We start from the raw sequence: 4887 nt of genomic DNA, 5'->3' as shown, positions 1-4887 counted from the left end.
ACATTGGCAAAGGCGATACTCACATTGAAGATGGGGTGTGGTTAGGCATGCGAGCGATGGTGATGCCCGGTGTGACGATTGGCGAAGGCGCTGTGGTTGCAGCGAACAGTGTTGTGACAAAAGACGTCGCTCCCTACAGCATTGTCGGTGGTTCTCCAGCTAAAGTCGTCAAATACCGCTTTGATGAGTCCGTTATTGACGAACTCATTTCATTCAAAATATACGAGTGGCCAGAAGAGAAGTTTGAAGCGTTGAGGAAGCATTTATGTAACTCAGACTTTTCAAAGTTAAAGCAGGCGATAACGGATTACGACAATTGTTTGTAAGGAGCGCTTGTAACGAGCATTTGTAAGGTGCGTTTTTAAGGTACGGGTATAGCCACAGATTTGTGTAGAAAGATCTGTGTCATATTTATATTGAAAAACACGTTAAATCAGTCCGTTACCTTGCAATACTCAACATGGTGTACCAATCTTATTTCATAAGCATGGATAAGGATTGTGTATGCCCGCAAGTTCAATGAAAAACAAAGGGGTGGTGGGGAAAGTCCTACTGCCTTCTTTACTCATAAATCTTCTCTCTCTCGCCGTTCCGTTAACGGTTTTACAAATTTACGATCGTATTTTACCTAACCAAAGTTACGGTACTGCCACTTTGTTGTTGGCGGGTGCAGCGTTGGCTGTTGCCATGGAAGCATTGATCCGGTTTGTGCGTACTTGGCTTTTGTCAGCCGCGGCCAGCAATACCGAGAAAGCGACCTATCAAACCTTGGTTGAAAGAGTAACAACGGCTTCATCAGGACATCTTCGCCACATTGGTGTTGGCGGCGTGGAAGAGGGGCTGGGCTCAGTATCAAAAGTCAAAGATTGGTATTCCGGTGGTGTGATTGCAGGCTTTATTGATTTGCCTTTTGCCTTGATCTTCTTGGGCTTGGTGGCTTACATCGGCGGTGAGCTGGTGGCGATACCTTTGGCAGTTTGGCTGATTACTCTTGGAATCGTTTGGTTATCTTCTATTCGTGTTAAAAGCTTGAGTGAAGAGGCTTCCCAAGATGAGCAGGAGCGAAAAGCGTTTTTGATTTTGCTAAGCCAAACCATTCAGGGAATCAAACGCCAGGCCGTTGAGTCTCGAATCTTTAATCAGTTTAAATCCCTCAATAATGTTCGCTCTCAGTCTAAAGCGAGAGAAGAAGAACAGAACGCTTTCGCCCAAGAATGTATTCAGCTTGCTGCACTAGCTACGTCAGTTTTACTGGTGATCACGGGCAGCTTATGGGTGTTGGATGGCCAGTTAACCACAGGTGGATTGGCGGCATGTTCTATCTTATCGGGCAGAGCGGTTGCACCTTTAAGTGCTTTAGTGGGAGTTCGAATCAAGCTTAATTCAATACACAGTGCCAATCAGGCAATAGAAAAATTGAGTGACTTGTCACTATCGGAATCTTCAGATTCTGAGCAAGCTGAGAACCACTTATCTGACTTTGAGGTGTTGGAAATCAAGCAAGCGACCGTTGAAAGATACGGTGAACTCGCTCATGCGGATGTCACATTGAATAAAGGTGAATTGGTATTGTTAGAGAGTGAGGATCGCCACACCAACAGTCATTTATTGTCGTCGATTGCAGGTATTGATGATCTAAAAGCGGGGGAGTGCTTCATTAATGGAGCTGCAGTTTCAATCGCATCCGTAACCAATATTGCGGCCTACTGTGGCGTTAAAGGGCAGTTGGTGTCGGGTACTATTCTCGACAACTTGTGTGGCTTTGACCCTGAGAAAACACAAAGCGCCAGTGACTATGCAAAGCGTTTGGGTTTAATCAAGGAAATCACTCGATTACCCGATGGACTAGAGACACAAATTGGCCATACGAGTGCGTCTCTGCTGAGTATGGGTAACGTGAAAATGCTCAATATCGCGACTCAACTGGCAAGTGATAAGCCCATTATCATGTTAGAAAGGCCAGATTCCTCGCTTGATTTAGATGCCCTTGGAAACCTAGCGAAGGTGTTGGAAGAAGAAGTGGCGGCAGGACGGACGATACTGATGGTGAGCTACCATTCTAAACTTCGCGAATTGGCCAATCGAATCATTACAGTGGAAAGTCGAGCTATTACGGTCGACAGCGAGAGCAATCAGGAGGCCGTCGTATGAATCGTTTAGATATTGGTAACCCTTCAGGTACGAACAACCGTGCAGATACCAGCGGTCGACAAGAGGTGATGAATCATTTAGAAACCGAGAGCCTTTCCGTTCTTAAGCAATTGGAAGTTAATGCTAATATCCAGTTGTTCGCACATCAATGGGTCGATGAAAATGGCATTGAATCAATCGACGATATGTTTGCCTTGTTCGACAGGCTTGCACTGCCTTATCGCTTGGTTGCCAACCTAGATGAAGTTGGTGAACATAAATTGGTCTTACTGGTACTTGGTGAACATGAGCTGGTCTCTGGTCATTTAGAATCCAAGCAATTTGTTGCCTTTAATGCCAATGACGACATTACCGATGTCCCTCAGTTTTGTATTGTTATCGAAGGTCCACCACTAGAGAAGGCTTCTCCTGATTGGGTTGGCGAACGACTACATGCGTTTCGCCCCATTATTCCTAAATTGCTGCTAGTCAGCTTTATCACTAACTTATTTGCGCTTGCTGTTCCCTTCATCACGATGTCGATTTATGACCATGTGATTGGTGGTGATGCAGGGCATGAGTTGCAAGGTATCGCCATTGGCGCGGCGTTGTTGTTTGTGATGATGGGTTGGTTGAGAACATTACGTAGCCGAGTGTTTGCTTCAGTTTCCAACCGAGTAAGTCGTGAGATTTCTCAATCCCTCGTGCAGCGTCTGCTTCGTAATAGCTATGCTCAAAATCAGCAAACAGCTTCTTCTAGTCAGCAAAACCAAGTGATGTTGTCAGAGCGTATTTCAGGTGTGCTATCGGGGCCATTAGGAAATGCGTTATTTGACCTACCATTCATTCTTATTTTTGTACTTGCGATAGGTGTTTTAGGCGGGTGGTTGGTACTGGTTCCAGTCGTCTCTTTAATCCTTTATTACTTGCTAGCAAAACGCTCGATACGCTCTAGCAGCAAGCGCTCTATGCAATCGACAGTGGCAGGTACGAATCGTCAAAACATGACTAATGAGCTGTCATCCAAGCTTGCCTTTATTCGCAGTGCTGGGTTCTCAGAGCACTGGATTCAACGTTTCAAAAAAGCCAATCTTCTTGCTTCAACAGTGACCTTTAATCAATCGGTTCTCCAGAGCCGGTACACCTCGATTTACTATTTTATTGGTGTGGGATCGACACTCGCCGTGATGGGGTTAGGTATAGGACTTATTTTTGAACAAGTGATGACCCCTGGTGGTTTGATTGCTTCAATGATGTTGATATCTAAGGTGACTGGCCCAGCTCAGGTGTTGGCAAACAGTGCGATGCGTTTTAATAGCTTTAATCAATCCAAGCTGCAAGTGAACCGTATTTTGTCTCAGCCGTCTGAGCGTGAATTCAGTTACCAGCATCACCCGTTACCCGTGGTAGCGCCTAACTTGAAATTAGACCAAGTGACGCTGCGCTATCCCAAACAGAGTCGCCCGGCCTTGAATGGTGTGAGTTTTGATATTGAAGCCGGTGAAATTGTCGCGATTACCGGCCCTTCTGGGAGCGGTAAATCAACATTAATTGAAGTGCTGTCTGGCTTGCAGCCTATCCAAAACGGTATGGTCGAGCTTGAAGGCGTTAACCTCGTTCAATATGATCCGCAGCTTTATCGCCACTGGTGTTTCATTCGAGCCGCATATCCTGATTTGCTTACGCTGAGTATTCGAGAGTGGCTAAACGACGGTCACAAAGTCGAAGATAAGAAAATGATATCTGCAATTGAAATGGTGGGCGGAAAGCGTTGGTTCGAGACATTATCAGGTGGGCTCGATACTTCCATCAGCAGTATTCAGCCGGACAGCCTTTTTGACATGTTGTCTGGCAGCGTCGCGCAGATCCTCATTGATGCAAAAGCGCTGGTTTATGACTACCCAATGTTCTTAATGGATAATCCTGTGCCTGATGCTCACCCAAATGCTAAACGTATATTTGGTGAGTTTGTGCAGTCGAAAAAAGGAAAAGCAACGGTGATTTACACGTCCCACGATCCGGATTTAATCAAGCTTGCCGATAAAGTGGTGGTATTAAATGAAGGTGCAGTGGTTTATGCCGGTCCATTAGAGCCGGAGCAGTCTTTGAAGCAGGAACAGCCTTCAGAGCCTCAAGCTTCTCAAGAACCGCAGTTATCTGAGCAACCGTTATCTCAAGAGCTACAGCCGTCAACTCAAGAGGCGTCTGCTCAACAAAATGCAGCCCAACAAGAACAATCAAAGTCTAAGCAAGGAGTCGCTAATGACTAAACAATCTATCGAGAAGGGCAAGCGCTACGGTGAACTTGTTGAATCACAAAATACGGCTCGTACATTGGCGCTGGCCACATGGTCGGTTGCCTTATGTGTTATTGCTTTTGCCACTTGGTCTGTAGTCACTCAAGTTGATGAAATCGCCAAAGCCAAAGGTGCTGTGATTCCAGAAGGCGAGAAGCAAGTATTACAAAGCGCGATTGGCGGTAAGTTAAAGCAAATTCTCGTTAAAGAAGGGCAGTTGGTTGAGAAAGGCCAGCCGCTTGTTGAGTTTGATGCCACTTTCCAGCGTACCGCCCTTGAAGAGCTAAAGTCCCAACAAGTGACGCTTCTAGCCAGTGTGGAACGTATGAATGCGCTGCTTGAGCAACGTGAGCCTAACCTTGCTGAGTTTGAGGTCGATTACCCAGAGATCGTCAGCCAACAAAAAGCGCAGCTGAACGCGCAAAAAGCCCTCTACTTCCAAAAGCGTGTGGTGCTTGAG

The 4887-nt window shown here is 46.0% G+C and carries 4 protein-coding genes; all 4 read left to right on the top strand.

Annotated features, from left to right (window positions below):
- Window positions 1-326, top strand: a 326-nt coding sequence (locus AB4496_RS05455; RefSeq protein ID WP_372130672.1) for a CatB-related O-acetyltransferase, incomplete at its 5' end; no start/stop codon positions are given.
- Between the two features lie 178 nt (window positions 327-504).
- Window positions 505-2151 (top strand): ABC transporter ATP-binding protein, encoded by a 1647-nt coding sequence (locus AB4496_RS05450; RefSeq protein ID WP_102258132.1) that lies wholly within the window; start codon window positions 505-507, stop codon window positions 2149-2151.
- A complete protein-coding gene (locus AB4496_RS05445) occupies window positions 2148-4400 on the top strand; it encodes an ABC transporter transmembrane domain-containing protein (RefSeq protein ID WP_009845530.1) in 2253 nt (750 codons plus the stop codon). Before AB4496_RS05450 ends, AB4496_RS05445 begins: the two co-directional genes overlap by 4 nt.
- Window positions 4393-4887 (top strand): biotin/lipoyl-binding protein (locus tag AB4496_RS05440; RefSeq protein WP_372130670.1); only part of this gene is annotated, 495 nt, incomplete at its 3' end. The genes AB4496_RS05445 and AB4496_RS05440, both read left to right, overlap by 8 nt.

Origin of the sequence: Vibrio sp. 10N.222.46.A1 (assembly GCF_041473595.1) — a bacterium.
GTDB lineage: Bacteria > Pseudomonadota > Gammaproteobacteria > Enterobacterales > Vibrionaceae > Vibrio > Vibrio tasmaniensis_A.
This window is presented reverse-complemented; position numbering and strand designations above follow the sequence as displayed.